At 70.8% G+C, this 24,595-nt stretch carries 29 protein-coding genes; 5 read left to right on the top strand and 24 right to left on the bottom strand.

Annotated features, from left to right (window positions below; all coding sequences use genetic code 11):
* Nucleotides 1-52: 52 nt before the first annotated feature.
* The 3 genes from OG776_RS22940 to OG776_RS22930 all read right to left on the bottom strand — a co-directional run bounded on the left by OG776_RS22940 (nt 53) and on the right by OG776_RS22930 (nt 4,361).
* Nucleotides 53-943 carry a hypothetical protein gene (locus OG776_RS22940; RefSeq protein WP_148009075.1) on the bottom strand — a complete coding sequence of 297 codons (891 nt, stop codon included), beginning with the start codon at nt 941-943 and terminating at the stop codon, nt 53-55.
* Between the two features lie 37 nt (nt 944-980).
* Entirely contained in the window at nt 981-3,206 is a 2,226-nt protein-coding gene (locus tag OG776_RS22935; protein ID WP_443077375.1) for a phosphotransferase family protein, read from the bottom strand.
* 204 nt (nt 3,207-3,410) lie between these two features.
* Entirely contained in the window at nt 3,411-4,361 is a 951-nt protein-coding gene (locus OG776_RS22930) for a GntR family transcriptional regulator (protein WP_329322472.1), read from the bottom strand.
* Nucleotides 4,362-4,529: 168 nt separating this feature from the next.
* Between OG776_RS22930 and OG776_RS22925 the strand changes: the two genes are divergently transcribed.
* Complete coding sequence (locus tag OG776_RS22925; protein WP_148009077.1) at nt 4,530-4,718, top strand: hypothetical protein; 189 nt, start codon at nt 4,530-4,532, stop codon at nt 4,716-4,718.
* Between the two features lie 108 nt (nt 4,719-4,826).
* Here the strand turns inward: OG776_RS22925 and OG776_RS22920 are convergent, their stop codons facing one another.
* Both OG776_RS22920 and OG776_RS22915 read right to left on the bottom strand, forming a co-directional pair.
* On the bottom strand, nt 4,827-5,564 hold the full coding sequence (locus tag OG776_RS22920; RefSeq protein WP_261994513.1) for an HAD family hydrolase: 738 nt from the start codon (nt 5,562-5,564) through the stop codon (nt 4,827-4,829).
* A complete protein-coding gene (locus OG776_RS22915; protein WP_148009079.1) occupies nt 5,564-6,442 on the bottom strand; it encodes a GntR family transcriptional regulator in 879 nt (292 codons plus the stop codon). The genes OG776_RS22920 and OG776_RS22915 overlap by 1 nt, the downstream gene beginning before the upstream one ends.
* Nucleotides 6,443-6,656: 214 nt before the next feature.
* On the opposite strand from OG776_RS22915, the gene OG776_RS22910 reads away from it, so the two are divergent.
* Nucleotides 6,657-6,845, top strand: coding sequence for a hypothetical protein (locus OG776_RS22910; protein ID WP_148009080.1), 189 nt, complete (start codon nt 6,657-6,659; stop codon nt 6,843-6,845).
* An 18-nt stretch (nt 6,846-6,863) separates the two neighbouring features.
* Here the strand turns inward: OG776_RS22910 and OG776_RS22905 are convergent, their stop codons facing one another.
* On the bottom strand, nt 6,864-7,772 hold the full coding sequence (locus tag OG776_RS22905) for a winged helix-turn-helix domain-containing protein (protein WP_329322471.1): 909 nt from the start codon (nt 7,770-7,772) through the stop codon (nt 6,864-6,866).
* A gap of 216 nt (nt 7,773-7,988) precedes the next feature.
* On the opposite strand from OG776_RS22905, the gene OG776_RS22900 reads away from it, so the two are divergent.
* Nucleotides 7,989-8,174 (top strand): hypothetical protein, encoded by a 186-nt coding sequence (locus tag OG776_RS22900; protein WP_148009082.1) that lies wholly within the window; start codon nt 7,989-7,991, stop codon nt 8,172-8,174.
* A 213-nt stretch (nt 8,175-8,387) separates the two neighbouring features.
* On the opposite strand, the gene OG776_RS22895 is transcribed toward OG776_RS22900, so the two are convergent.
* From OG776_RS22895 to OG776_RS22885, 3 genes are all read right to left on the bottom strand, one after another.
* Nucleotides 8,388-9,647 carry a GNAT family N-acetyltransferase gene (locus OG776_RS22895; RefSeq protein WP_148009083.1) on the bottom strand — a complete coding sequence of 420 codons (1,260 nt, stop codon included), beginning with the start codon at nt 9,645-9,647 and terminating at the stop codon, nt 8,388-8,390.
* A gap of 237 nt (nt 9,648-9,884) precedes the next feature.
* A complete protein-coding gene (locus OG776_RS22890; protein WP_148009084.1) occupies nt 9,885-10,916 on the bottom strand; it encodes an asparaginase in 1,032 nt (343 codons plus the stop codon).
* A 166-nt stretch (nt 10,917-11,082) separates the two neighbouring features.
* Nucleotides 11,083-11,838, bottom strand: a complete 756-nt coding sequence (locus tag OG776_RS22885; RefSeq protein ID WP_329322470.1) for an RsiG family protein — start codon at nt 11,836-11,838, stop codon at nt 11,083-11,085.
* Between the two features lie 231 nt (nt 11,839-12,069).
* On the opposite strand from OG776_RS22885, the gene dtd reads away from it, so the two are divergent.
* Entirely contained in the window at nt 12,070-12,495 is a 426-nt protein-coding gene (gene dtd / locus OG776_RS22880; RefSeq protein WP_148009085.1) for a D-aminoacyl-tRNA deacylase, read from the top strand.
* A 91-nt stretch (nt 12,496-12,586) separates the two neighbouring features.
* Here dtd and ygfZ read toward each other — a convergent pair whose 3' ends face one another.
* The 7 genes from ygfZ to OG776_RS22845 all read right to left on the bottom strand — a co-directional run bounded on the left by ygfZ (nt 12,587) and on the right by OG776_RS22845 (nt 18,210).
* Nucleotides 12,587-13,552 (bottom strand): CAF17-like 4Fe-4S cluster assembly/insertion protein YgfZ, encoded by a 966-nt coding sequence (gene ygfZ / locus OG776_RS22875; RefSeq protein WP_329322469.1) that lies wholly within the window; start codon nt 13,550-13,552, stop codon nt 12,587-12,589.
* 111 nt (nt 13,553-13,663) lie between these two features.
* Nucleotides 13,664-14,086, bottom strand: coding sequence for a Fur family transcriptional regulator (locus tag OG776_RS22870; RefSeq protein WP_148009087.1), 423 nt, complete (start codon nt 14,084-14,086; stop codon nt 13,664-13,666).
* A 10-nt stretch (nt 14,087-14,096) separates the two neighbouring features.
* Nucleotides 14,097-14,402 carry a response regulator transcription factor gene (locus OG776_RS22865; protein WP_329322468.1) on the bottom strand — a complete coding sequence of 102 codons (306 nt, stop codon included), beginning with the start codon at nt 14,400-14,402 and terminating at the stop codon, nt 14,097-14,099.
* Between the two features lie 179 nt (nt 14,403-14,581).
* Nucleotides 14,582-15,157 (bottom strand): FABP family protein, encoded by a 576-nt coding sequence (locus OG776_RS22860; RefSeq protein WP_148009089.1) that lies wholly within the window; start codon nt 15,155-15,157, stop codon nt 14,582-14,584.
* 247 nt (nt 15,158-15,404) lie between these two features.
* Nucleotides 15,405-16,388 carry a hypothetical protein gene (locus OG776_RS22855; RefSeq protein ID WP_410093182.1) on the bottom strand — a complete coding sequence of 328 codons (984 nt, stop codon included), beginning with the start codon at nt 16,386-16,388 and terminating at the stop codon, nt 15,405-15,407.
* Nucleotides 16,389-16,393: 5 nt separating this feature from the next.
* The gene (locus OG776_RS22850; RefSeq protein ID WP_329322467.1) at nt 16,394-17,434 is read right to left on the bottom strand and encodes a hypothetical protein; all 1,041 of its coding nucleotides are present in this window, start codon (nt 17,432-17,434) and stop codon (nt 16,394-16,396) included.
* Entirely contained in the window at nt 17,431-18,210 is a 780-nt protein-coding gene (locus tag OG776_RS22845) for a hypothetical protein (protein WP_329326476.1), read from the bottom strand. The genes OG776_RS22850 and OG776_RS22845 overlap by 4 nt, the downstream gene beginning before the upstream one ends.
* Nucleotides 18,211-18,555: 345 nt before the next feature.
* Here OG776_RS22845 and OG776_RS22840 point away from each other — a divergent pair, with 345 nt between their 5' ends.
* The gene (locus OG776_RS22840; protein ID WP_329326474.1) at nt 18,556-18,918 is read left to right on the top strand and encodes a DsrE family protein; all 363 of its coding nucleotides are present in this window, start codon (nt 18,556-18,558) and stop codon (nt 18,916-18,918) included.
* A gap of 43 nt (nt 18,919-18,961) precedes the next feature.
* Here the strand turns inward: OG776_RS22840 and OG776_RS22835 are convergent, their stop codons facing one another.
* The 8 genes from OG776_RS22835 to OG776_RS22805 all read right to left on the bottom strand — a co-directional run bounded on the left by OG776_RS22835 (nt 18,962) and on the right by OG776_RS22805 (nt 24,538).
* Entirely contained in the window at nt 18,962-19,222 is a 261-nt protein-coding gene (locus OG776_RS22835; RefSeq protein ID WP_148009091.1) for a DUF3099 domain-containing protein, read from the bottom strand.
* Nucleotides 19,223-19,358: 136 nt separating this feature from the next.
* A complete protein-coding gene (locus OG776_RS22830) occupies nt 19,359-19,646 on the bottom strand; it encodes a DUF1416 domain-containing protein (protein ID WP_148009092.1) in 288 nt (95 codons plus the stop codon).
* 30 nt (nt 19,647-19,676) lie between these two features.
* Nucleotides 19,677-20,516 (bottom strand): sulfurtransferase, encoded by an 840-nt coding sequence (locus OG776_RS22825; protein ID WP_148009093.1) that lies wholly within the window; start codon nt 20,514-20,516, stop codon nt 19,677-19,679.
* Nucleotides 20,517-20,658: 142 nt separating this feature from the next.
* Nucleotides 20,659-20,739 carry a putative leader peptide gene (locus OG776_RS42445; protein ID WP_350310325.1) on the bottom strand — a complete coding sequence of 27 codons (81 nt, stop codon included), beginning with the start codon at nt 20,737-20,739 and terminating at the stop codon, nt 20,659-20,661.
* A gap of 301 nt (nt 20,740-21,040) precedes the next feature.
* Nucleotides 21,041-21,796, bottom strand: coding sequence for an LmeA family phospholipid-binding protein (locus OG776_RS22820; protein WP_148009094.1), 756 nt, complete (start codon nt 21,794-21,796; stop codon nt 21,041-21,043).
* Nucleotides 21,797-21,935: 139 nt separating this feature from the next.
* Nucleotides 21,936-23,183 (bottom strand): hypothetical protein, encoded by a 1,248-nt coding sequence (locus OG776_RS22815; protein ID WP_148009095.1) that lies wholly within the window; start codon nt 23,181-23,183, stop codon nt 21,936-21,938.
* Nucleotides 23,184-23,191: 8 nt separating this feature from the next.
* Nucleotides 23,192-23,446, bottom strand: a complete 255-nt coding sequence (locus tag OG776_RS22810) for a MoaD/ThiS family protein (protein ID WP_148009096.1) — start codon at nt 23,444-23,446, stop codon at nt 23,192-23,194.
* A 228-nt stretch (nt 23,447-23,674) separates the two neighbouring features.
* Entirely contained in the window at nt 23,675-24,538 is an 864-nt protein-coding gene (locus OG776_RS22805; protein WP_148009097.1) for an alpha/beta hydrolase family protein, read from the bottom strand.
* Nucleotides 24,539-24,595: the final 57 nt, after the last annotated feature.

Raw genomic sequence — 24,595 nt, 5'->3', positions numbered from 1 at the left:
TCGACGAGTCGTCATCCGGTGCCGTCGGTCCCGGGTGACGGCTCCGTGGCCTTCAGGCCGCGGTCCGTTGCCGCCAGTACGGCCTCGCCGCCAGCCTCCACAGATCGTCGAGATGCTTGTTCCATCTGGAGACGACGGCCTTGGAGTCCTCACCTCCCTGCCTGGACCAGACGTTGAGGTCGGTCCGGTAACCCTTGGGGTCGTAGTATTCCGGATCCGAACGGCGCTGCACGGTACGGGAGGCCACGTCGTAGAGGCCGTGCAACACCTGTTCCCGGTTGAAGATGCAGATCTTGTCCCTCGGTATGCCCGGGTAGAGCCGGTACTCGCACTCCGCGATCACCCGCCCCCCGGTGGTGAGGCGCTCCGCGATCCCCGACAGCATCTGGTCGTACTCCCGGCATTTCAATTCGAGACGCTTCCGGTAGTCCGGGTCGTCCACCGGTGTCACGCCGTCCTCGCCGACCCTGGACGGGACGATCATCGGCTGTCCGAAGTCCGGGATCAGTACTCTCACAGAGACGTTTCTGGTCGGTCCGGGGTCCTCCAGCAGCCCTTCCAGCCGGTGATAGAGCTCGTTGTAGAGCGTCTCCCCCGTGTAGCCGAGGAAACGGATCTCCACATCGCGCGCGCGAAAGGCCTCGCTCACGAAGCTGCCCAGCTCCGGTGAGCCGACCTGGGCCCGCACCGGCAGGCGGAGCGACGCGGCCAGGTCCTTCACCGTGTCGTAGAGCACGTAGCCGACCAGGCTGAGCAACGCACCGCCGAGGAACGTCTTGTCCTGCAGAGCGTCTCCGACGGGCTTCACGAACTGGGCCGTCACCCCGGTGACGAAGATCGCCAGGAGCAACACGCGTGTGAACATCGGCTCGTACCGGGCCTGGAAACGCTTCAGGCGTTCACCCATGCCGCTGTCGGCCGTTCCCCCCGGCCCATCGGACATCCGCAGTCCCCTCCCCCATGCCGAAGCTCGGCGGCGGTCAGAAATCCGCGGATACCCCGGCTGTCCGTCGGACTCCATGGTGTCGGTGCGGCAGCGCACGGGCAAGGTAGGGGTTCGCCGTCAATTTGCCCGGCAGTCCCAGCACCGCGGTGGCCTCGGCCAGGGTCATCGCGTAGGAGTCGACCGCCCGGCGGACGTTCGGGGCGTCCAGGCTGTCGCCCGTCACCAGGCGGTCCAGATCCACGTACGCCGAGCGGACCACCTCCATCCACCGGTAGACACGCCAGTCCTCCTGCCAGCCCGTGGTGCATTTCTCCGGCAGTAGACGGGCCCAGCGGGCGAACAGCCGCTCGCGGATCTCGGGCCGGGTGGGCGTCAGATGCATGTGACGGACCAGGTCGTACAGCGGGTCGCCGACGACGGCCATCTCCCAGTCGATGAGCACCAGGCCGCCCCGTTCACCGCGTACCAGGTTCCACGGATTGAGATCGCCGTGGAGCAGCACGGGCCGACGCTTCTCCAGCTTGTGCCGATCGAAGATCTCGCCCAGCCGGTACCCGTCGGGAAGCCCGAGTTCCCGCGTCAGGTCCCGGGTCGGCTTGGGGAGCTGGTTCACCATGCGGACGAGTTCGTCGCGGAGGCCGCGATAGAAATCCAACCCCTGTGCGCCCGCGTCCAGTTCATCGCAGTCGACGAAGGTCAGGGCGTGGAGCTGGTCCACAAGGTCGTCCGCCTCGAACGGGCGCAGCCCGTCGGTAGGGTGGTCCGGTGGCCGGAACGGGTCCACCGGCCCTTCGTACGAGTGGACGGTGAACTGTTCGCTGAGGCCGCTCATGCCCAGGGCGAGCACCCGCGGAGCGCGCACGGGAACGTGTGACCGGTCAATGGCGCCCAGGACGGCGTGCTCATTGAGAAATCTGCGCTCCCGGGCGTCGGACGTGCCGATCTTCCGGCGGACCATCACGGGAAAGTCCACGCCCGACACCCGTACCGCCGTGTTGAGATGGGCCGTCCCTTTGAACACCCGGTCCGCCGAGGCCGCGCCCTCCTCGAACAACGCCTCGCTCACTTCCGCCGCAGTGAGCGTCCGGGTCGGCGAGGTGAGTCGGGGATCGGGTGTCCAGGCGATCCGTGAACGCGGCCGGTGATTCTTGTGCCGGCCTCCTCGCGACTCGTTCCACCGGAAGAGAATGCGCTCGATCGCGGACTCGTCCGGCACACTCGCGAGCCGCAGCGGTCCCTCGGCCGCCAGCAGGGCCCGGTGCACCGCGGCGGTCGCGGCGTCCAGTTCCTGCTGACTGACGGAGACTCCCAGCGACATGGCGGCCCGGATCACGTCCGGGTAGACGGACTGGGCACGTTCGAAGGCGACGTAGTGCCGGAGATCGCGGTCGAGTCCGTGCGCGGCCGCGGGACGCCGACGGCCCATCGCCTCACGCCACGCCTCGATCACCTCGGGCCACTGGTACTCGGGGTACCGCATCCGCACCAGATGCGTGGCGAGGTCGTGCAAGGGGTCGCCGTAGGTCGCAAGCTCCCAGTCGACGCAGATCAGGGGCGGATCACCGTCGTACGAGACGATGACGTTGTCCCGGTGCAGGTCGGTGTGGAGGAGGCTGAAGGGGCGGCTGATGAGCGCGGGAACCCGGTCGGCGAAGCGCACCAGCGCGTCCTCGGGGATCCCGAGCATCGCGAAGAGTCCGCCGAATTCGGCCCAGTTGCGCTGCCTGATCTGCTCCTCCGCCGCGAACGCCAGCACCCGCAGGAAGGCACTGCTGTCACGGTTGGAGTGGGGCCAGGACGGCGGCAGCGGAGGGAGGTGCTGTCTGCGCACCCGTGTCAGGTCCGCAAGGAGATCCGCGAGGGCGACGATCAGGCCGGAGTCCAGGGGATTGCCGTTCGGGCAGATGCGCGACAGCGGCATGCCCTCCACGTAACTGAGGATCGTCAGATCGCGGTGCTTGACCAGGCAGCGTGGAACGTGAGGCAGGACGTCCCAGATCGTGTTGAGGATCTCCGCCTCGTCCTGCCAGGTCCTGATGACCACGGGTAGGGCGGAGGGGATACGTTCCCGCACCGTCACCGGCGCGCCGTCGTCACACGCCACCAGCCGGGAGTCACGCTCCGTGAGCGGCCGCACCATGTAGTTCAGGTTGTGGTGTCCCCGGCCGAACGATCCGAACGCCTTGGCGTAGCGGACGAAGTCGCGGAACGCCGTGTCCGACGCCTCTTCCAGGGCCAGGGGACCGGGCGGCCCGGACATCAGCGGAACGCCCACGGGTCACTCCTGAATGGCTGTGCGTTGTCGCCGATGTTCATGCGCCGCGACGAGGATGAGGACACACAGTAGTGCCCGGCCGAGGGTGCTGAGGCGGATTCGCCCCCGACTCGAGGAAGAGTTCTAAGCTTCCAGTGGACACCACGCCGGTGGAGAAGCCGCCGGAGAACCGGTGGACCCGGTCTTGTCTCAGGACGGCCGCGCGAGGAGATTCCAGCAGGAGTCGAACCAGGCGCGCATGCTCTCCACGAACACCGAGCCGGAGGAGTCCGGATCTCCCTCGTCGTTGACGTGACGGGTGAGCGTCGATCCGAGGCCCAGCACGTCGATGGCGTCGACCTCGGTCTCGTCGTCCATCAGGATCGAGCGTTCCACCACCTCGTACGGTCCGAACAAGGCCTCCACGCCTGGGCGCAGGTACAGCTTGAACGCGGGCGTGAGCGGCACGTACCGGACCTCCACCTGCACGGAGGGCACCAGTTTCTCCGTCTTCAGGTCCCGCAGCGCCGAACGCAGCGAGATCGAGTGCCGCCGGGTGATGTCGTTCAGGCGATCATGCAGTGTGCCGTTCAACTGGGCGACTTGCCCGTGCCCGTGCCCGGGCTCGGACCCGGCCCCGTCGTCCGGCCGCGCCTCCCCCTCACTCACGAGTTGCTTCGCGCGGGGGTAGGGGAGCGTCAGTGACGTGTCGGGCAACAGCATGCGCAACTCGATGCGCTCGGGGCGGACCTCCCCCAGACGGACGCGCTCGGCCTGCAGCCGGATGTGGGCGTCCAGGGATTCGGAGGTGAGGGTGAACACGTCCAATTGGACGACCGGTTGTGCGAAGGCGCGGGCGACGAACGTACCCAGGGTCGCGCGCACCCGGGGCACCTCCTGCTGCTGGGTGCCGAGTTGTGTGGGGCTCTTGACCACGCGTGACCCGCTGCCCTGCCGGGACTCGATCCAGCCCTCGCCCGCCAGCGCCCTCAGAGCTCGTTGGACAGTGTCCCGCGAGACTCCCAGCTCGTCGGCGAGGGTTCGCTGGGCCGGCAGTGAGCTGCCCAGCGGGTAGGCGCCGTTGGCCAGGCGGGCGCGCAACTCCTCCAGGACACGCCAGAACTCCTTGCCGCCCCCTTCGGTGCTCTGTCCCTCGTCCACACGGCGACCGTACCTCTTTCGGCTGACAAGCAAACCAGTTCCAGTCAAACCCTGGTCGTCACTGACGACGGGTTAAGGGATCAGTCCGACCGGGGAAACCAATTTCGAGCGAACCAGTCCAATTGGACGGGTAGTTGATCGAATCGCGGAAGTGGACGGGGTGGGGACATGGTCTTCTTTCAACTGGTGGCCGCCGTACTGGAATTCGGCGTGGCGCAGCTGGTCCGGTCCAGGCTCGGACTGGCCGGCCTGCTGGTCCTGACCTGTCTGGTGGTGGGGATACGCGCGGGCAGCGCCCGGCTGGCCTGGTGGTCGGCGGGCCTCTTCTTCCTGCTGACCCTGCAGATGCAGGCCTGAGCCGAGGCGTCGCAGCGGACACGTTTGGACCCAGGTGCTCGCCGAAGCCCCGCACGCGGCCGTCGTCACTGCACCGCCCCCGCCCCGCACCCCCTCAGCCCCGCCCCCTCACCCCTGCCCCCGCAGCACCCGGAGGAGCGGTTCCAGGGAGGTCACCACGTTCTCGGCGCCCGCGTCGCGCAGGAGTTTCTCCTTGGCGGCGTTGCGTGCGTAGCCCAGGAAGGGGACGCCGGCGCGTCGGGCGGCCTCGTGGTCGGACGGGGCGTCGCCGATCATCAGCGCCGCGGAGGGCGCGGCGCCCATGACGTTCAGCGCGCGGTTGAGGCAGTGCGGGTGCGGCTTGAGCTGGTTCAGGTCCTGGGTGCGGCCGTGGAGGTTGCGGGTGAAGCACTCGGTGAGGCCGCGGCTTTCGAGATAGCCCGAGACCGTGCGGGCCGAGTTGTTCGTCGCGACGGCCAGCCGTGCTCCCACCGCGCTCCAGGTCCGGATCAGGGGATCCGCGTACGGGGTCGGCCAGGCGGAGGGCACCGCCTTCAGCTCCTGCTGGGTGAGGCGCTCCTCCAGCTCGGCCACCAGGTCGCTGTGCGGATGGCGCCGGTGGACGGCGTACAGGACGACCATCGGATCCGGGTGGACCTGCTCCTCCTCCGTCAGCAGCCCCCGCATGCCCTGGTGTTCGAGCCACTCCACCAGGTCCTTCGCCACGTTCTCCGCCAGGTGCCCCGCGAACAGCCGGCAGATCGGCCCGTCGAAGTCGAAAAGCACGAAGCGAGCGCGTTCGATCACTTCTCGCAGGTTCTCGGTCTCCGCTGTCACCTGTTCGGTCTGCCTCGTATCAGAAGTCACTAGGAGAGTGTCAGGTCCGTGGTGATGGTTTCCCAGAGGGCGTCGAACCACTTCTGGGATTGCTCCACGAACGCGGCGTCCCGCTGACCGGACCTCTTCTCGAAGGAGAAGAGGAGGGAGCGCGACCCCACGGCGTCGTACATGTCCAGCGTCACGTCGGCCATCTCCTCCTCGCGCCGGGTGACCATGTAGTACGCGAGCAGGGCCTCGGCCTCGTTGAGAAGGTACAGCTTCACGGGTGGGGTGAAGGGCAGCGCGCGGAAGGCGACATCGACGTCGATGCCGTGCGAGGAGCGCAGGGCGCGCAGGTTGTGCTGGAGGACGTGGATCTGGGCGTTGCGCTGGGTCAGCCAGCGTCCGTGGACCGGGTCGTCGTCGGCCGGGGCGTCGACGGAGACCGGGAAGGCCAGGTTGATGTCCCGGGACGGCACCAGGATGCGCACGGCGATCGATTCGGGGCGCAGGCGGCCCTCGTGGATCAGCCGGACCGGTTCGCCGAGCGCCAGCATGAGCGTCTCCGCGGTCAGGCAGGCCGCGTCGATCCGGACGTGCGGCGCCGAGAACGCCTGCGCCAGCCGGGGCGCCAGGCCGACCATCGTCGTCTGGGGCTCGCCCTGGGTCGGGGCCCGCTCCGCGATCCGGGGCGGGCTCCCCTTGCTCACGTTACTGAGCAGGCCGTCGTCCTGAAGGGCGCGCAGCGCCTGCCGGACGGTCCCCCGCTCGACACCGAACTCCTCGGCCAGCTCGGCCTGCGTGGGCAGCCGGTCTCCCGCCTTGAGGTCCCCGGCCCGGATCCGATCCCTCAGGACGTCGGCGATCTCCTGCGGCGAAAGCCTTCTGCTGCCGTTCACTGCAACGTTCTCCTGGGTCACGACCAAACGTTACAACTCCTGCCCATCTACGGGGAGTTGTTTAAAAGTTGTTTATGACTGGCGGCCAAGTGGGGACAACCTATACAGAGTTGGCAACCAACTTGGTCAAGTTGGCGGAAGTTTTGCTTCCCCTGTCGGACCAGCCGCCCCCAGCTCCCGGACCCACCGCCGCACACCCCAGAGGAACCACCACGCCACAGTAGAAGCAGGAGATCCGCCCATGCCCGCCATCGCCCTTCTCTCCGCCCTCTTCGTCGTCGGCTTCGACCAGTTCGTCCAGTGGCAGTACGGCACGACCGGCGTCGTCGGTCTGCTGCTGCTCACCATCGGGGTCAAGGCGAAGAGCCCCACCTGCAGCTCCATCGGGGCGGTCGTCCTCGCCCTGCTGGTGGCCGGCCCCGCCCTGTGAGCCCCGGCCGGGAGACGGTCAGCCCGAAAGCTGCAGCTCGGAGCTGATGGTCTCCCACAGCGCGTCGAACCACAGATGGGACTGCTCCACGAAGGTGCTGTCCCGCTGCCCGGCTCCGTGCGCGAACGGGAAGAGCATCGACCGGGTGCCCTGGACGTCGTACATCTCCAGGTACTCGTGGTCTACCTCCTCCTCGCGCCTGGCCAGGGTGTAGTAGGCGAAGAGCGCCTCGGTCCCGTTGAGCAGGTACAGCTTCACGGGCGGGGTGAAGGGCAGCGCGCGGAAGGCGATGTTGACGTCGATGCCGTGCGTCGCGCGCAGGGCGAGCAGGTTGTGGCGCAGCACCTGGCCCTGGGCGTTGCGGTTGGTGAGCCAGCCGCGCTGGAGCCGCCGTGAGGACGATGCGTCCACCGGGGCCGGGAAGGCCAGGTCGATGTCACTGCTGGGGAGCAGCACCCGGACGTCCACCCTGGCTGGTTTCATACGCCCCGCGTGAATTTGCCGGAGGGGCTCGCCCATGGCAAGGGTGAGCGAGATGGAGGTCAGGCAGAGCGCGTCGATCTCCACGTGCCGGGCCTCGAAGGCGGCCGTGATCCGGCCGCCGAGGGCGACCGTGGTGGGCTGCGGCGAGGCTTCGGGGCCGGTCGGAGCCCCGTCCAGCATGTCGGCGACGGTGGCCGGGCTCCCCTTGGACACGTTCACGAGCAGGTGCTCGGACTGCAGGATGCGCAGCGCCTGGCGGACTGCCCCGCGCTCCACACCGAACTCGTCGGCCAGCTTCGCCTGGGTGGGCATGCGCTGGCCCGGCCGCAGCGTGCCGGACCTGATCCGGCTGCGCAGTTCGTCGGCCACCTCACGATGTGACCTCTGTGGCCGTGGTGACCTGTTCCGTCCACTGACGGAGGCGTGTTCCGGCTCCACGACCAAACACTACAACTTCGCGCCATCTTTGGGCAGTTGAAGGATAGGTGGTTATGAGTCGTCCCAACGCGGAGATAACTATCAATGAGTTGGTTGCCAACTTAAGCAACATGGTCAAACTTCCCTAGGGGTTGGCCGCCAGAGTCGTCCAGGTGCACGTTCTGTCGACCAGGTGGACGGTCCCAGCGGGGTCCGCCTCGCCGTCCCGAAGGAGGGACCGTCATGCCGCTCATCGCTCTCGCCGTCGCCGCCCTCGCCATCGGATTCGAGCAGGTCATCCAGTGGAGGTACGGCCCGATGGGCCTCATCGCCTTCGCCGTACTGACCGTGGGCCTCAAGGCCAAGAACACCACCATCAGCGGCATCGGGGCCGTGATCCTCGTCCTGCTGCTCTCCCAGTCCGGCTGACCGGGCACCATCGTCCGGCGGTCAGGCCGACCGGGCTCCCCTCCGGAGGGGAGCCGGGAGCCCGTTCGGTCCGCACGACGCACCACCGCACGTCGAAGAACAACCGAACAGCGACCGAGTGCTACGGAGCACCCACACCAGGAACAGGAAGACGACGGAGCAGAGGCGCCGAGGAGGCGGGAGGGGAGGAATCAGGAACCGGAACCACACACGTCAGAAGATGTCCGGGCACCACGGTCGCCTGGGCGTGCGGAGCAGGGCGTCGGCCGTCAGGGCGGCGCCCTCTCGTTCTTCCCGCACCCGCCCGAGCGCGGCGAGCCGCACCACCGACACGTCGCCGAGCCACAGGGCCGACAGCTCGCGCACGTCGAGCGTGAGGTCGGCGCTCTGCCCGGTCGGGGCACACACCGCGCCGTCCGGGCCCGCGTCCAGCCGATAGCGCCCGGCGGACAGACCGTCCCCGTCGGTGACCTCCAGGACCAGGGTCCCCGTGCCCGCGTACGTACGCGCCTCCAAGGCCCGTACGACGTCCAGGATCCGGACCCACAGCCAGTCCGCCTGCGTGGTGATCCTGGCGGCACGCGGGTCCGGCAGGAAGTCCGGGAGCAGGTCGTCGGGGGCGCGCCAGCCGGTCCTGACCCGGGTGATCCAGTCGATCGAGCAGAGGTAGTGCCACAGGGCGCGCTCGGCGGCGGGGGTCACCCCGATCAGCCATCGCACCGTCGCCGTGTCCTCCGGCTGCTTCGCGTCGCCCCAGTTGTCGTCCACGCCGTACGCGGCCAGGCCCTCCACCTCGCCGTCCGCCGAGCGGTACACGGCGTAGAACGGCTCCGTCCACGGGACGCGGTCGACCGTCAGCGCGCCGGTGTTCAGCTGCCACCAGCGCTCCGCGCGGTCGACCGCTCCCGGCTGGACGCGGGTGAGCCGGGCGTGCAGCCCGGGGCCGATCTTCCGTACCTCCTCGCCGTCCGTCAGGTCGATACGGCCGCCGTCGGCCGGGCCCGACCAGCGGCGGTCGAGGCCGGTCCTGGGGACGTCGACGGTCCACTGGGCGGCGGCGGTGGCCGGTCCGAAGCCGTACCGGCCGTAGATCGGGTACTCCGCGGCGATCAGCGTGGCGACCACCTCGCCGCGCTCCTTCGCGGCGGCGAGGGCGGTGCCCATCATCCGGGTGAGGAGGCCGCGGCGGCGGTGGGTGGCAGTGACGGTGACGTTCGTGATCGCCTCGGCGGGGACGGTGGCGCCGCCGACCGTGGTGAGCCGTTGCGGGAACGAGCGGAAGGTCGCGACGCAGCGGTCCGCGTCGAAGGCGCCGAGTGTGCGGGACAGGTCCAGGTACGAGGCGCGGTCGGCCGTCTCCTCGTCGGAGACGGCCGGGGAACGGAGGAATCCCGTGTTCAGGGCGCGGGTCCAGGCGGGGATCTCGGGCTCGGTGATCGGGCGGACGTCGATTCGATCAGGGCGGCGGCTCATGAAAGCACGCTAGGTGTACGGGCCTGGGGCTGTCGCGGGGTTTTCGCCCCGGCCGCCCCTGCCCGTCCCGACCTCCGGGGCTCCGCCCCGGACCCCGCCAGGGGCTCCGCCCCGGACCCCCTCATCGCCCGAAGGGCTCGTCCTCAAACGCCGGACGGGCTGATGATGCGCGCCCGCGCCGGAAGGACCACGTCCGTCACCGGCCCTTCAGCGCCGCGGAGAGCGCGAACACCCCGGTCAGAACGTCGCCCGGATCTCCCCCACCTCCACGCTTCCGCCCATCAGCGGGGCGTGTCCGATCCTCGACACGGCCGGCGCGTCCACGCCGAGTCCGGCCAGCGTGCGGGCCAGGACCGGACCCAGTGCCCGCCCGCCACCGTCGTCGATCTTGAAGGCGAAGGCCCGGCCGTCCGGAAGGGCCACCGCCTGGACGGCCTCCGCACCCATCTTGGACAGCACCCCGGGCACCTCCCGCATCAGCCACGTGTCGGGCCGCCGGGTACCGGCGACGTACTCGGGGTGGGTCCGCATCGCGTCGGCCACCCGCCGCTCCGCGGTGCCCGGCGCCGCGGCGACGAAGGACCGGAACGCCCGTGCCAGCCCGGTGAGGGTGAGGGCCATCAACGGCGCCCCGCACCCGTCCGTGCCGACCGCCGTCACCCGCTCCCCCGCCGCCTCCTCGACGACGGTGTGGATGAGCCGCTGCAGGGGGTGCCCGGGGTCGAGATAGGTCTCCAGCGGCCAGCCGCGCTGCGCGCACACCGCGAGCATCGCCGCGTGCTTGCCGGAACAGTTCATGGTGACCCGGTCGCGCACCCCGCCGGCGGCGAGGTAGGTCTCCGCCTCCACCGGGTCCAGCGGCAGGTCCGGCGGGCAGCGCAACAACCCGGCGCTCAGCCCGTGCTCGTCCAGCATCTTCCGTACGAGATCGAGGTGGAAGGTCTCACCGGAGTGGCTGGCGGCGGCAAGCGCCAGCCGTTCACCGCTCAGGTCGAGGCCGGCCCGCAGCACCCCGGCCGCCTGCATCGGCTTGTTCGAGGAGCGCGGGAAGACGGGTGTGTCCACGTCGCCGAGGGCCCGTTCGACCGTCCCGTCCGCGGCCAGCACCACCAGGCTGCCCCGGTGGTGCCCTTCGACGAATCCCGAACGGACGACCTCGGCCAGCACCGGAAGCTCCGGGCGGCTCCGCTCCGAGGGAGGGACCGGCGGAGCCGAGGGGGCCGAGGCGTTCGACGGAGGTATGGAGGGGTCTGCGGGGGCGGCGGACATCGGCGGTGGCCTTCCGGGACGGGGACCCGCGCGTGATCGGACCGGGACGCCGCACCGGGAGGGTCCCGGATGCCGCCGGCCGAGCGCCGCGACCGCGTGCCCGGGCCGTTCCCGGTGCGGTCGCGGCGACCACCGCACACCCCCGGGATCACCGGGGGCCACCGCGTCACATGAGCAGGTCGTCTACTTGTGCTTCCCCATCACGGTACCTGCGGGCGATCTCGGTGCTGCAATCGTCTGCCGTCCGCTGCAGCCGCTGGCGACGGCGGGAGACCTGCTGCTCGTAGCGCACCAGGCGGCCCATTCCGTCGGTCAGCTCCTCGTCCGTACGGGCCTCCAGGTCCGACAGCTCCACTTCGGAGAGCATGTCGGAGGCGAGCCGTCGGTACTCCTCGCCGTGCGGTGTGCCCACCGTCACATGGCGGGCCGAGGACCGGTGGCGGGCCGGCGCGTCCGTAAGGATCTCGGGCAGCCGGTCGACGACCGAGGGCTCCCCGCCCGCAGCACGCCCCACGGACGCCGGAGCCGGGACCGAGGCCGAGGCCGAGGCCGACAGCCGGAGCGGTGCCGAGGACCGCGAGGCCGACGAGGCCGCGGACGGCGCGGGCCCGGTCGTGGCCGTGCCAGGTGCCCGCAGTCCCCCTCGTCGCGCCAGCTCCGCCCGCAGGATGTCGATACGGCCCTGGAGCAGCCGTCGCACATAGCTGAGGTCCGCCTCGTCGCGCTGGGCGTCGCGTCGCAGGGTGCGCAGTTCGGGCAGCCGCAGCAGGGCCAGATCGGGCTGGGGCGAGTCCGGGGGCAGAGGGCTGCCACTGCGCTGCGCGGGAGGGCGGTGGGCTCCCGCGCGACCGCCTCCCGCCCGCGGATTCGTCCGGATCAACGACACGGTTCCGGGCGGCTGCCCCGTACTCGGTGTGCTCATGTGCCTCTTCCGTCCCCTCAACCGGCGCGGTCCACCCCACGGTTGCACCGCAACACACGCATCGTGCCACCCCAAGTGGCCGCTATGTGACCGAGTGCCCCTGATCGGACCTAGATGGGTGGTTAAGGACAAAAAAGAAAACCCGAAGGGCGTCACGGGAGCCTCCGGGGCCGGAGGGCGGCGCCCGGCCCCTTGGGAACGGTCCTCGCCGTACAGGGCATGATGGTCGCCATGCGTGCGGTGGTACAGAGGGTGGACGGCGCGAGCGTCGTCGTGGACGGCGAGACGGTCGGGGCGATCGACGGTGAGGGCCTGTGCGTGCTCGTCGGCGTCACGCACGACGACACCAAGGAGAAGGCGGCCCAACTGGCCCGCAAACTCTGGTCGATCCGCATGCTGACCGACGAGCGCTCGTGCAGCGACATCGACGCACCGCTCCTCGTGATCAGCCAGTTCACGCTGTACGGCGACGCCCGCAAGGGCCGCCGCCCCACCTGGAACGCGGCCGCCCCCGGCGATGTCGCCGAGCCGCTCGTCGACGAGGTCGTCGCGCGGCTCCGCGCCCTGGGCGCGACCGTGGCGACGGGCCGATTCGGTGCCCGGATGCGGGTCTCCCTGACGAACGACGGCCCGTTCACCGTCGTCGTCGACATCTGAGGGCCGCCCGCCGTCCGACGGGCGTCCGCGCCGCACGAGGGGCCGGTGGCCACGGCTCGATGACGGGCTACAGCCGCAGCCGCGGGTACGGCTACGGCTCGACGACGACCTCCTGGGCCGCGGCCGTCGTGTCCGCGAGCAGCGGCGCGTCGAGCGGTACGTTCCGCTTCACCAGGGCCAGGGCGATCGGGCCGAGCTCGTGATGCCGTACGGCGGTGGTGACGAACCCGATCTTCCGGCCGTCGGGGCCGTCGCCCGCCAGGCGGAGTTCGGCGCCGTGCGGCGGAAGGTGCACCTCGCTGCCGTCCAGGTGCAGGAAGACCAGCCGGCGCGGGGGCTTGCCCAGGTTCTGCACCCGGGCGACCGTCTCCTGGCCCCGGTAGCAGCCCTTCTGCAGATGCACGGCGCTGCCGATCCAGCCCAGCTCGTGCGGGATGGTGCGGTGGTCGGTCTCGAAGCCGAGCCGCGGGCGGTGGTGTTCGACGCGCAGCGCCTCGTAGGCGAGCAGTCCGGCCGCCGGGCCGGCCTTGCCCGCGTACGACTCCAGGTCCGCGCGCGGGAGGAGGAGGTCGCGTCCGTACGGGGTCTCGCGGACGACGACGCCGTCGGGGACCTCGGCGATCGAACCGGCCGGCAGGTGGACGACAGCGAAGTCGCCCGTGCGGTCGGCGACTTCGACGCGGTAGAAGAACTTCATGGACTCCAGGTACGCGATCAGCGCGTCCTGGGTGCCGGGCTCCACGTGGGCCCAGGTAGTGGTGCCGTCGTCGACGAGGTACAGCGCGTGCTCGATGTGACCGTGCGCGGAGAGGATCAGCGCCTCGGTGGCACGGCCCACCGGGAGGTCCGTGACGTGCTGGGTGAGCAGCAGATGCAGCCAGCTCAGCCGGTCCTCGCCGGTGACGGCGACGACGCCGCGGTGCGAGAGGTCCACGAAGCCGGTGCCGTCGGCGAGGGCGCGCTGTTCGCGGAACAGGTCGCCGTAGTGGGCGGCGACGTCTTCGTCGACGCCCTCGGCGGGGACCGCGCCGGGCAGGGCCAGGAGAGGGCTCTTCATATCCACACAGCCTACGACCCGGAAGCCGCCGAATTTATTTCTCATTTCCCGCAGGAACCGGTTCCCGGCCGGCCCCTCCCTCTCGGGCCCCGCCACCCAGCCGGCGGGGCTCTACTTCCCGGCCGCGCAGTCCTGGCAGCGGCCGAAGATCGCGAAGTGCTTCATGTCGGTCTCGAAGCCGAAGGTGTCACGGAGCTTCGCGGTGAACTCCGCGGCGACCGAGACGTCGGCCTCGATGACGTTCGTGCAGTCCCGGCACACCAGGTGGATGTGGTGGTGGCGGTCGGCCAGGTGGTAGGTCGGCGCGCCGTGCCCGAGGTGGGCGTGGCTGACGAGGTCCAGCTCCTCGAGCAGCTCCAGCGTTCTGTAGACCGTCGAGATGTTGACACCGGAGGCCGTTTTGCGGACTTCGACCAGGATGTCGTCCGGGGTCGCGTGTTCCAGCGTGTCCACGGCTTCGAGCACGAGTTGCCGCTGCGGTGTCAGCCGGTAACCGCGCTGCCGCAGATCGCTCTTCCAGTCGGTGCCTACCACGCGCCCCAGTCTAGGCCGCCAGCATCTCCCTGACGCGCGTCACGACGTTCTCCAGGCTGAAGGGCTTGGGGAGGAGGACCACCGGGACCTCACGGCCGGCGTCGCGCAGGATACGGGCGACGTCCGCGCCGTCGAAGTCGGGCAGCCGTACGTCGAGCACCACGAGGTCGGGGGTCTCGGCGTACGCGGTGTTCAGCGCGGCGACGCCGGTGCCGACCGCGGTGACGTCGAAGCCCGCCAGCCGGAAGGTCTCGGTCAGCAGGTCGCGCACGTCCTGCTCGTCGTCGACGACGAGCACCCGGGCGGGAGCGGGCACGGGCCCGGACCCGGAGACGGGTGCGGGTGCGGGTGGGTTCGGGGGGACCTCGGGAAAGGATGCGGGGCCGGTCACCCTCGTAGGGTTACCGGCCCCGCATCAGAGAAGCGTGAACTTTCCCTGTACATCGTTTGAGAGTCACGAACGGTGGCGCGGACCGCGCCGGGTCCGCCCGCCGTCTACTTGAAGAACGCGATCCCGTCGTCCGGCATGTCGTCCGGGAGGGCCTTGGCCCAGCGCTCGACGTCCTCCGGGGTGACGACCTTCTTGAGGTGCGCGGACATGTAGGGGCGCAGCTCGACCTCCGGGGTCTGCTTCTCGCCGACCCACATGAGGTCGCTCTTCACATAGCCGTACAGACGCTTGCCGCCGGTGTAGGGGCCGGAGGCGGCGGTCCGCGCCACCGCGTCCGTGACCAGGTCGATCTGCGGCTTCTTCTCGGCCAGGTCGCCGTACCAGATCTCGACGACGCCGTCGTCGCGGGTCATGACGACCTCGACCTTGCGCTGGGCGTCGATGCGCCAGAAGCCGGACTCGGACTCCAGCGGCCGGACCTTGTTCCCGTCGGCGTCGAGCACCCAGGTGTGGGAGTGGTACTCGAGGAAGTCGCGTCCGTCGTGGCTGAAGGTGACCTCCTGCCCGAAGTTGCACTTCTCGGAGCCGGGGAAGTCGTGGACACCCGCGCCCGCCCAGTCGCCGATCAGGAAGGCGAGGGGGAGCAGGTCCTTGTGGAGGTCGGACGGGATCTCGATCATGAGCAGCTTTTCGTCGTCGACGTCAGAGGCGGGGTCAGCGCTGGCCCTGGTACAGCTTCTTCACGGTCAGCCCGGCGAAGGCCAGAACGCCGACGCAGACCAGAACCAGCAGGGCTTCGAAGAATGCCTCAAGCACGGGGTGCTCCTCGGGGTGACGCGGTGGTGGGCGGTGACAGGCGGTACGGGAACCGGACCCCACTCTAGTCGTGCGGGGCCCGGCTCTCTCTGCGAGGTGCGCCCTGGCGGCTCAGCCCAGCAACTGGCTCTGCAGGGCGACCGTCTGCTGGAAGGGCACGGCCTTCGCGGCGCCCTTGCGGGACTGCACGATCACGGCGATGGTGTCCCCGGCCGAGAGGTACGCCTCACGGACCTGTTCGGCCCCGTACGGCTTGGTCTCGACGAAGGTGTTGCGGGTCACGTCGTCGACCGTGGCGTGGGCGGGGAACGCGTCGTCCGTCTTCGTCTGCTCGGCTCCGCGTATGGCGTGGGCCGGCGCGTCGTAGCTGGTCAGCCCTTGTGAGTGCACCTCGTCCGCGACGGCGGCCGTGCCGAACTGCAGCAGGTAGATCCGCGTGCGCGTACCGTCCGGCGTGGTCCACCCGCGTGCCGCGATGTGCCGCAGGCCGTAGTCGGTCAGCTGCTGCCCGAGCGTCTCCCGGTCGTCCCGCGTGGCGTACTCCGCCAGGAACGTCTTCGTGGCCAGCCAGCCGTCCGACCCGCGCAGCGCCGGGTCGGCGTGCGCGCCGTTCGGAGCGGGCAGTACGAGTCTGCGCAGGTCGGCGTAGTGCGTGCTGCCCCTGTTCGACTCGGCGAACGGGCGCGGGCTGCCGGAGGGCAGCGGCGGCAGGCTGATCGTCGGGTAGTCCCAGCGCCCGTCCGTCTCCGTCGCCAGACCGGGTACGTCCGTGCGGTCCATCCGCGTGATGCCGTACGCGGCGGAGGTGCCGGCCGCCGCGAAGACCACGGTGGCGACGGTCCAGCGCAGCACGGCCCGCAGCACCCGGCGGTCCTTGCGGTCCTTGCGCACCGGAGCCGGCGGCACCTCGGGTCCGGCGCCCGTGGAGGGTGCCTCGGGGCCGGGGGTCCCGTCCGGGGTCCCGTCCGTGGCGTCCGGACCGGCGGGCGCGGACGGGCCGGGCACGGTGGCCGGCGGCGGGACCTCGGGCAGGGGCGGCAGCTCGGCCCGCTCCTCCGCCGGGGCCGTCGTCCCGGTCTCTGCGGAGTCCGTCAGCTCGCTCATACCGCCTCCCCCGGCTCGGTGATGCGGTCGAGCTGCTCGCGCAGCAGCATCGCGACGCCCTTGGTGTCCAACGGCTTGACCGCGGAGGCGGTCGCGCTGACCAGCACGTCGCCCTCGTAGGCGGAGCAGACCATCATGTCGAGCTTCTCGTCCTTGTCCTTGGGCGGCAGGAAGCACTTCGCGTTCTTGTGATCCTTGATCGCGGGACCCTTGCGGAAGATCTTGAGGGCGCCGAAGAACTCGTTCTGGAACGTCGAGATCCCCTTGACCGCCGCCTTGTCCTCGATCTGGGCCAGCTCGATGCTCACGGTGAACGTGCTGTTGGCGTACAGCGTGGAGTTGAACCCGCTGGAGGTGCTGAGGTAACTGCGCATCGCGATGCCCTTGGTGTGCTGCTTGTCGATCTGCCTCTCCAGGTTCCGCCGCTGGGAACGCGGCAGATCGCGCAGCGCCTCCTTGCGCAGAGCCGTCGCCTCGGCGCCGCTCAGCGAGGCGTCGGAGCCGAACTCCCCGATGTCCGGGCCCCGGCTCCAGCCCTCGGTGCCGAACGGCACGAGCATCGCGGCGAGTCCCGAGGAGGCCTTCGCCTTCTTGGCCCCGTCGGGAGCCGGAACCGGGAAGGTCCATGACGGAGCGCCGGGATCCCGGTCGGCGTCCTGCACGGTCACGACGGTGTAGCCGGCGCCGCCGACGACGGCGGCGACGAGCAGCACGGAACCGGCGACGGCGGCGACACGGCCCCGGCGCAGCGGTTTCTTGACGGGGACGGCGGGGACGTCGGTAGCGCCGGGGGCGGAGGGTTCGGCCGCCCCCGGCCCGGCCACCGCGGAGGAGTCGGGCGCCGCGGACTCGGACACCGTGGCCTCGGGCGCGACGGAGTCCGGCACCACGGACGCACGCGCCGGAGCCTCCGGCCCCGTGACCTCAGGCGCCGCGGACTCAGGCGCCGCGGACCCCTGTGCGGCGCTGTCGCGCGCCGGTGTCTCGGGCGTGGGCTGCCGGGCGGGCTGCTCGCTCATCGGTCGCTCGTCGGTCACAGCCGCTCCATCTGCCGCTTGGCCACATCCATGATCTTCGCCTTGGGGATCGGACCGGTGCCGTAGATCCAGATCTCCATGGAGATGTCACCCCGCCAGGCGTGTGCCTCCGCGCTGTACAGCGGCATGTAGCCCGGCTGGGTCTCGGGCTTCGCCGACACGTACGCCATGCCGTCGCCCGTGCCGGGGATGGGCCAGCCGTGCTTGCCCTCCACGTTCCAGCCGTTGGCACGGTCGGACGCCGCGAGGTTCTCCTCCTGGCGGAACTGCACCAGCCTGATGTCGACGGTGTACGCGCTGCCCACCTGCCAGGCGGTGTCGGCCGCGCGCCGGAACTCCGCGCCGACCAGCTCGCTGAACTCCCGGTCCGGGTTCTTGAGCTGCTCCGCGTACTCGGCCATGGTGAGCCAGCCGTCCCCGCCCGCCACGAAGTCCGCCTCCCGGGCGCCCTTCGGACGCGTCAGCAGCAGCTTGCGGAGGTCGCCGTCGGCCTTCACCTGGTGGTCCTGCGCGGCCGAGAGGGGCTCCGGGCCCGCTCCGCGCGCCTGGGCGACCACGGGCTGGGAGAGCGACGGCAGCCCGGTGGGCTCACGGTCGGCCTGGACCAGGAAGCCGGCACAGGTACCGGCGACCAGCCCCAACACAGCGGCCGTGGCGATCAACAGGGTCGTGCGCCCGCGACGACGCCGACGCACGGCGGGTCCACCGGCCGCGTCGGACGCCTCAGAGACCTCGACGGCCTCAGGGATCTCAGGGGCCTCGGGGGCCTCGGCCACAGCGGACACCCCGGTCCCGGTCACGTCCGACGTGGCCGGTGTCTGCTCGGACGCCTGTCCCGGCGTCTCCTCACCCGTCCGGCCGGTGGACTCCTCCGCAGGCGCCGGCCCGGTCTTCTCCTCGGGCGTCCGCCCGGTCTTCTCCTCCAGCGGCGATGTCCGAGGTCCCTCGACGGGTGCCTCGGTCGCTCCGGATGCTTCGGGTACTGCCTCGACTTCCAACTCGTCCCCCCACGGAACGCGAAGCACGGATTCCGTATCCGCGCGCACAGGAGACCCATGGCTGCCGCACGGGGTTGTAAGGGGCTTGATCACGATTCGGACTCCGCCGACTACCATGCAGCCATGGCGAAGAAGCTCCTGATCAAGGTGACGGCCGGATCCGATGCCCCGGAGCGCTGCTCACAGGCGTTCACGGTGGCGGCGGTGGCCGTGGCCAGTGGCGTCGACGTCTCCCTCTGGCTGACCGGGGAGTCCGCCTGGTTCGCACTGCCGGGCCCTGCCGCCGAGTTCGAGCTTCCGCACGCGGCTCCGCTTCCCGGTCTGATCGACTCGATCCTCGCGGCGGGCCGCATCACGCTCTGCACGCAGTGCGCGGCCCGCCGGGACATCACCGAGCAGGACGTGCTGACCGGCGTGCGCATCGCGGGCGCCCAGGTCTTCGTCCAGGAGGCCATGGCGGACGACACGCAGGCGCTCGTCTACTGAGCGCTCGCCCGCGGGCGGACGCGGAGGCGCGCGGGGCGGGCTTCTAGGGCCCCCGCTTCTTGCCGTCCAGCTCGTCCCACCACTCGTCGGACTTGGGGTCCCCCGACGGGTCGTCCCACCAGCGGTCCTCGGGACCACGCCGGTTGGCCACCATCGCGGCGAGCGGCGGGATGACCATCGCCACCACGCACATCCCCACGGCCGCGGGAATCGACCAGATGCGCACGACCGCCCAGGCCAGGACGAAGAGACCGATGCACGTCCCCATCATGGCGAAGTACACGTGTCGCCGTCGTGCGTACATACGTCAAGAGTAGGTCCACGGAAGCGGTCCGGCGCGGGACCGTACGGGACGGTCCGCGCACGCCGACGGGCCGCGCCCCGGGCTGTGGTGCACCCGGAGCACGGCCCGTCGTCCGTGCGAGATCCTGCGGGGGCCGTCAGACGGCGATGGCCACCTCGGAGAGGCCGCCCGTCCGGGCGACGACCGTGCGGTCCGCGGTGCCACCGGGGACCAGCGCGCGTACGGTCCAGGTGCCCTCGGCCGCGTAGAAGCGGAACTGGCCCGTGGCGGAGGTCGGGACCTCCGCGGTGAACTCGCCGGTCGAGTCCAGCAGACGCACGTAACCGGTGACGGGCTCGCCGTCGCGGGTCACCTGGCCCTGGATGGTGGTCTCACCGGGCTTGATCGTCGAGGCGTCGGGACCGCCGGCCTTCGCTCCACACATATTCGGATTCCGTCCTTCAGGCCTTGGGGGTTACTTGCCGGCGCCGAGCTCGATCGGGACGCCGACCAGAGAGCCGTACTCGGTCCAGGAGCCGTCGTAGTTCTTGACGTTCTCGACGCCGAGCAGCTCGTGCAGCACGAACCAGGTGAGCGCGGAACGCTCACCGATGCGGCAGTAGGCGATCGTGTCCTTGGCGAGGTCGACCTGCTCGTCGGTGTAGAGCTCCTTGAGCTCGTCGTCCGACTTGAAGGTGCCGTCGTCGTTGGCGTTCTTCGACCACGGGATGTTGCGGGCGCTCGGGACGTGGCCCGGGCGCTGCGACTGCTCCTGCGGAAGGTGCGCCGGGGCGAGGAGCTTGCCGCTGAACTCGTCGGGCGAACGGACGTCCACCAGGTTCTGCGAGCCGATCGCGGCGACGACGTCGTCACGGAAGGCGCGGATCGCCGTGTTCTGGGCCTTGGCCTTGTAGTCGGTCGCGGCGCGCTCGGGCACCTCGACGACCAGGTCGCGGGAGTCGAGCTCCCACTTCTTGCGGCCGCCGTCGAGAAGCTTCACGTTCTCGTGGCCGTAGAGCTTGAAGTACCAGTAGGCGTAGGACGCGAACCAGTTGTTGTTGCCGCCGTAGAGGACGACCAGCGTGTCGTTGGCGATGCCCTTCGACGACAGGAGCTTCTCGAAGCCCTCCTGGTCGATGAAGTCGCGGCGGACCGGGTCCTGGAGGTCCTTGGTCCAGTCGATCCGGATCGCGTTCTTGATGTGGTTCTTCTCGTACGCGGACGTGTCCTCGTCGACCTCGACGATGGCCACGCTCGGGTCGTCCAGGTGGGCCTGGACCCAGTCGGCGTCTACCAGGACGTCGCTGCGGCTCATGCTCTTTCTCCTCCGGGGCAGTTGCGGCGGGGCGGTGCGATAGGGAGAGGGTGCGCGGTCATGCCGGTCTCGGCTGCGCGACGCGCACGGGGGTCCCCGGCGAGGAAGGGCCGGGGCAGGGCGGATGGGCGAACGGCCCCCGCTAGAAAGTGCGACAGAGCATGGCGGCGACGCGGCACAGGTCTACTGCCCGCCGCTTCGTGAGATCCGCCTGTCGCTTCATGCGTCCGATCGTAGGGACGGACAGCCGGACATGTCACCGGTGTGTCGCATCATGAGATGGGATCGTCCGGGATGTGGGATGAGATGACCATCGAAACCACTCCCGCCGCGCGCCGGGCCCCGGCGCCGGGCATCACGTCCCTCACGCATCTGCCGTACGGACGGCCTCGTCTCGCCTTTCGGACAGCAGCTCCCGGTACGGGCCGCGGCCGGCCGGGCCGCCCCAAGGCCCCCGCGGCTGTCTGCGGCCGTCTGCGGCCCGGTGCCGTCAACCGTCCTGGCGCCCGGTGCCGTCAACCGTCCTACCCGACCAGCTTGACGTCCGAACCCTTCACCGAGATGTCCACGCCGTCCGTCGCCGCCTCGACCTTGTCGAGCTTGATGCCGCCCGGCAGTCCGTCGATCTTCTGCTCGAAGTCGGTGATCGACCGGATCCGGCCCTCGGCGAGATCCACCCCCAGCTTGGGCAGCCCGTCCGCGTGCACCCGGACCGTGTCGCCCCCGACGACGGCGACGGAGCTGAGCACGGAGACCGGCTGGGGCAGCTTGGTGCCGAGGACGGTGGCCGTGACCTCGACCTTGATCTTGCCGTTCCCGCCGTCGGAGAGCCCGATGACCTGCGCGGTGACGCCGGGGGCGACCGCCGTGGGCTGGGACTTGGCGGCCTTGAGCAGTTCGGCGTAGGAGACGGTGGCGGAGCCGGAGGCGCTGTTCGCGGTGGCGGAGCTGTAGTCGCCGTTGAAGCGGACGCCGTGCATCTCGGCGTCGAGCGCGTCGATGCGGATGGTGGCGGTGCCGCCCGCGGTGCCCTTGCCGCCCTCGGCCGACGCCTCGAAGTCCTTGATGCCGATCTTCACGTCGTCGAGTTCGCCACCGGCCACCTGGGTGAGGAAGGGGAAGCCCTCGATGGACACGTCGGGGGTGGTGGCCAGGCCCTCGGAGCTCTTGATCCGGTCGGCGGCCTTGTCCTCCGCGAAACCGACCGCCACGCGGTCCGCGATCACGAACAGGCCGCCCAGGATGACGGTGACGACCAGAATTATTCGCAGTGCGCGCATGCTCGGGGTTCCCCCACCTAGACCGGGTCCGGGCGGCCGACATGGCCGTCCAGCGCGAACCTAACCCGAAGGGCCCCCTGACGGGGCCCTCCGGAACGGTTGTCGATCACCTGTGACGAACGGCGGGTTCCCCGGCCGGCTAGCCCAGCGCCCGGCCGAGCAGATAGACCGCCGGGGCGGCCGCCGCCAGCGGGAGCGCCACGCCGGCCGTGAAGTGCACGAAACGCGACGGGTAGTCGTAACTGGCGACCCGGTGGCCGATCAGCGCGCAGACACCGGCCCCGAGCCCGAGAAGGGCTCCCTGGCCGCCCAGGTCCGTCATGCCGCCGACCACGAATCCCGCGCCGGCGGCGGCCGCCAGGGCCACCGCCACGGAGACGGCGGTGGGCAGCGGCAGCGCGCGGACCAGGACCGTGACCGCGACCGTGACGGCGCCCACCGTGACGGCGTCCGGCTCGGCCGCGAGGTGGCCCGCCGCGATGATCGACAGCGCCGCCGAGACGACGGTCGCCATCAGGCCGTACATCCGGGTGTCCGGGTCGGCGTGGCTGCGCAGCTGCAGGACGAGGGTGAGCAGGACCCACACGCCGAGCGTGCCGAGGATCGCGGCGGGCGCGTTCTCCCGGCCGACCGCGAGCAGCACCACGTCGGCGGTGACCGCGCCCAGGAACGCCAGCGCGATGCCCTGCCGGGCCGGCCACATCCCGTTCAGCCGGAACCAGCCCGCCGCGGTCACGGCCTGCAGCAGCACCAGCGGGACGACGAGGGCGTACTGCCCGATCGCCGCCGTGCCGGCGAGCAGCAGGGCCAGCACCGCGGTGAGCGCGGCCGGCTGGATGCCGGGCTCGATGACGGGCGAGCGGCCCTCGGCGCGGGCGCGCTGGGCGTCGGTGACGCGGGCGTTGCCGGTGACGGTCGCGGGGCCGTAGCCGGTCGCCGCCCCGGCGCCGTCGGCCACGGACCCCGTCATGGGCGCGGGCGCCTCGGGGTGGTGCTGCGGCCGGGCGTGGTCCCAGCCCTGCGCGGCGGGTTCCTGGGGCAGCGGCCCGGCCGCGGCACCGTACCCGTACGTCTGCGCGTGCGGGGCGTCCTGCGCGTTCCCGGCGCCCTGCGGATGCCCGGCGCCGTGCGGCTCCGCGTAGCCCTGATAGGCACCCTGGCGGCCCTGCGGGGCGTTCCGGTCCCCGGGCGCCCGGGGCGGCGCGTACGCGGGGTCGGCGGCGGGCGTCGTGGGCTGTGCCTGGGTCTCCCAGGTCTGGCCCTCCCACTGCTGGGTCTGCTGCTGCCACTCGGCCTGCTGAGGCTGGTGGGGCCGCTGCGGTTGCTGATACGGCTCGCGCCCCTCCTGCGGGGGCTCGAACCGGGGCTCGTACGGCTGGTTGCTCATCGTCTCGCTCACCCTCCTGCGAACGGCGGGAGCACCTCGACCGTGCCGCCCTCGGCCAGCGGTACCGTCTCATGTCCGCGGGTGCCCACGGGAGCGCCGTCGATGAGGAACGAGCAGCGCCGCAGGACGCGGACGAGTTCGCCGGGGTGCCGCTCGCGGACCTCGTCGAGTGCCTCGGCGAGCGTGCCCGCGTCGTACGGCTCCTCGGCGACGCCCGCCGCGGCCTTGGCGGCGGCCCAGTAACGCACCGTGCCCTTTGCCATGTCGTTCCTCAATCGGTGGACCGGCGGATCCAGTGGACCAGCGGATCGGTCGGTACGTGCCATCAGTAGATACGTGCTTACGGGGATTACGGGGACTGCAGGGGTCACGGGGATCGTGGATCACGGGAACCCGCGGTTCCACGGACCGTGCGCCGGCCGGCCCGTGGGCCGGTGACACCCGTGCCGGTGGATCCCGTGAACCCCGTGCACCCCGTGAACATGGCCAGGCTAGCCCGCGGCCGACGCCGCCCACGCACCGATGCGGGCCAACAGCTCGTCGCGGGCCGCGTGCTCGGCGTGGCCCATGCCGTGCTCCACCCAGAGTTCGGCGTGGCCGCCGGAGGCCTCGGCCAGCATCCGCGGGTGGTCCAGGGGGAAGTAGCCGTCCTGGTCGCCGTGGACGATCAGCAGCGGGGTGGGCGCGATGAGCGGGACCGACTCGGCCGGCGAGGCCGGTACCGGATCCCAGTCGCGGGAGTGGATGCGGGTCTTCAGTCCGTAACGGCCGACCACGCGTCCCGCCGGCCGGGTGACGAGCCAGTGCAGCCGCCGCATGGGAGCCGTGCCCCGGTAGTACCAGCGGGCCGGCGCGCTCACCGACACCACCGCGTCCGTGCGCGCCTCCGTGCGTCTTTCGTGCTCCTGGCCGGCCTCGCCGTGCATCGCCGCGTGCCGGAGCACCACCGACCCGCCCATCGAGAAACCGACCGTGGCCACCCGTGGGTGCCCCAGCTCGCGGGCCCATGCCACGGCGGCGTCGAGATCGTGCACCTCGCGGTCACCGACCGTGGAACGGCCGCCGGAACCTCCGTGGCCCCGGAAGGAGAATGTGACGACCGCCGCGTCCCGGCCGAGGACACCGGCGACCCGGCGCACGTGCGGACGGTCGAGACCCCCCGTGAAACCGTGCGCCACGACGATCGCCAGGCTCCCGCCCGCAGCGTCGCGCGTCCCCCGCGCGGGGTCGTACGCCGCCTCGATCGTCACGCCGTCGACGGTGCGCAGGGACCGCCGCGAAGGGGCGTGCGGGGCCGTCTCAAGGGGTGGACGGATGGAAGATCCCGTCACTTGACCTGCCGGACCTGAGCTCATGTGGGCTATTCTGCTGGGCAGAGGACTCGGGCAGAGAAGCCCCCGGGTCCTTTTGTG

The organism is Streptomyces sp. NBC_01689 (assembly GCF_036250675.1).
Classification (GTDB): domain Bacteria; phylum Actinomycetota; class Actinomycetes; order Streptomycetales; family Streptomycetaceae; genus Streptomyces.
This window is presented reverse-complemented; position numbering and strand designations above follow the sequence as displayed.

Bases quoted from the DNA above. Each gene is read 5' to 3' on its own strand.
- OG776_RS22940 (WP_148009075.1), bottom strand. From the start codon at position 943: ATGTCCGATGGGCCGGGGGGAACGGCCGACAGCGGCATGGGTGAACGC.
- OG776_RS22935 (WP_443077375.1), bottom strand. From the start codon at position 3,206: ATGTCCGGGCCGCCCGGTCCCCTGGCCCTGGAAGAGGCGTCGGACACG.
- OG776_RS22925 (WP_148009077.1), top strand. From the start codon at position 4,530: ATGGTCTTCTTTCAACTGGTGGCCGCCGTACTGGAATTCGGCGTGGCG.
- OG776_RS22910 (WP_148009080.1), top strand. From the start codon at position 6,657: ATGCCCGCCATCGCCCTTCTCTCCGCCCTCTTCGTCGTCGGCTTCGAC.
- OG776_RS22900 (WP_148009082.1), top strand. From the start codon at position 7,989: ATGCCGCTCATCGCTCTCGCCGTCGCCGCCCTCGCCATCGGATTCGAG.
- OG776_RS22895 (WP_148009083.1), bottom strand. From the start codon at position 9,647: ATGAGCCGCCGCCCTGATCGAATCGACGTCCGCCCGATCACCGAGCCC.
- OG776_RS22890 (WP_148009084.1), bottom strand. From the start codon at position 10,916: ATGTCCGCCGCCCCCGCAGACCCCTCCATACCTCCGTCGAACGCCTCG.
- OG776_RS22885 (WP_329322470.1), bottom strand. From the start codon at position 11,838: ATGAGCACACCGAGTACGGGGCAGCCGCCCGGAACCGTGTCGTTGATC.
- dtd (WP_148009085.1), top strand. From the start codon at position 12,070: ATGCGTGCGGTGGTACAGAGGGTGGACGGCGCGAGCGTCGTCGTGGAC.
- ygfZ (WP_329322469.1), bottom strand. From the start codon at position 13,552: ATGAAGAGCCCTCTCCTGGCCCTGCCCGGCGCGGTCCCCGCCGAGGGC.
- OG776_RS22860 (WP_148009089.1), bottom strand. From the start codon at position 15,157: ATGATCGAGATCCCGTCCGACCTCCACAAGGACCTGCTCCCCCTCGCC.
- OG776_RS22840 (WP_329326474.1), top strand. From the start codon at position 18,556: ATGGCGAAGAAGCTCCTGATCAAGGTGACGGCCGGATCCGATGCCCCG.
- OG776_RS22835 (WP_148009091.1), bottom strand. From the start codon at position 19,222: ATGTACGCACGACGGCGACACGTGTACTTCGCCATGATGGGGACGTGC.
- OG776_RS22830 (WP_148009092.1), bottom strand. From the start codon at position 19,646: ATGTGTGGAGCGAAGGCCGGCGGTCCCGACGCCTCGACGATCAAGCCC.
- OG776_RS22825 (WP_148009093.1), bottom strand. From the start codon at position 20,516: ATGAGCCGCAGCGACGTCCTGGTAGACGCCGACTGGGTCCAGGCCCAC.
- OG776_RS42445 (WP_350310325.1), bottom strand. From the start codon at position 20,739: ATGAAGCGACAGGCGGATCTCACGAAGCGGCGGGCAGTAGACCTGTGC.
- OG776_RS22820 (WP_148009094.1), bottom strand. From the start codon at position 21,796: ATGCGCGCACTGCGAATAATTCTGGTCGTCACCGTCATCCTGGGCGGC.
- OG776_RS22815 (WP_148009095.1), bottom strand. From the start codon at position 23,183: ATGAGCAACCAGCCGTACGAGCCCCGGTTCGAGCCCCCGCAGGAGGGG.
- OG776_RS22810 (WP_148009096.1), bottom strand. From the start codon at position 23,446: ATGGCAAAGGGCACGGTGCGTTACTGGGCCGCCGCCAAGGCCGCGGCG.
- OG776_RS22805 (WP_148009097.1), bottom strand. From the start codon at position 24,538: ATGAGCTCAGGTCCGGCAGGTCAAGTGACGGGATCTTCCATCCGTCCA.